The organism is Shewanella sp. YQ_9, assembly GCF_043103185.1.
Classification (GTDB): Bacteria; Pseudomonadota; Gammaproteobacteria; order Enterobacterales; family Shewanellaceae; genus Shewanella; species Shewanella algae.
In genome coordinates this window covers 1-466 of the sequence record NZ_JBICJO010000008.1, presented here as the reverse complement: position 1 = coordinate 466, position 466 = coordinate 1, and the positions used below count along the sequence as shown (strand labels likewise).

The window sequence follows — 466 nt, the reverse complement described above, 5'->3', positions numbered from 1 at the left end:
TCTTGTATCTGATGAGGTTATAGGCTAACAGTACCCCCCACAATTCTTGGATAACCAGCTCTGGCAATTGACTGCGTAACGTAAAGCGACTCTCCAGAAGATGCTGCTTCACTTCCCGATAGCCCACTTCTATCTCCCATCGATGGGCATATAAATCCACTATCTCTGCCCCCGGATAACGCAAGGGGTCAGTTAATGAGGTCAAAATGGAAACCGACTTACCTTTTATCGTCTTCGTCAGTAAGCGAGCTTCAATATTGTCAGGTAGCATAGGCCACTTCTTTCTGGCTTGAGGCGTGGTGGCTAACTGCACTAGTTGGTCGTGTTTTCCTAAAGAGCGTACCACTTCATATTGCGTCCCTTTCTTAAACGGCAGCAGCCAGTGACTGTTCGGTTGAGCCTGTTGCCAGGCGTGCAAAAGTCCCAACGAATAAAAGCCTCTGTCAAACAGCGTCAGGCTGTTATT

The 466-nt window shown here is 47.9% G+C and carries 1 protein-coding gene; it reads right to left on the bottom strand.

The window, feature by feature from the left end; genetic code table 11:
* On the bottom strand, nt 1–466 hold a 466-nt coding region (locus tag ACF8D4_RS02575), incomplete at both ends, for an IS4 family transposase (RefSeq protein WP_392464642.1).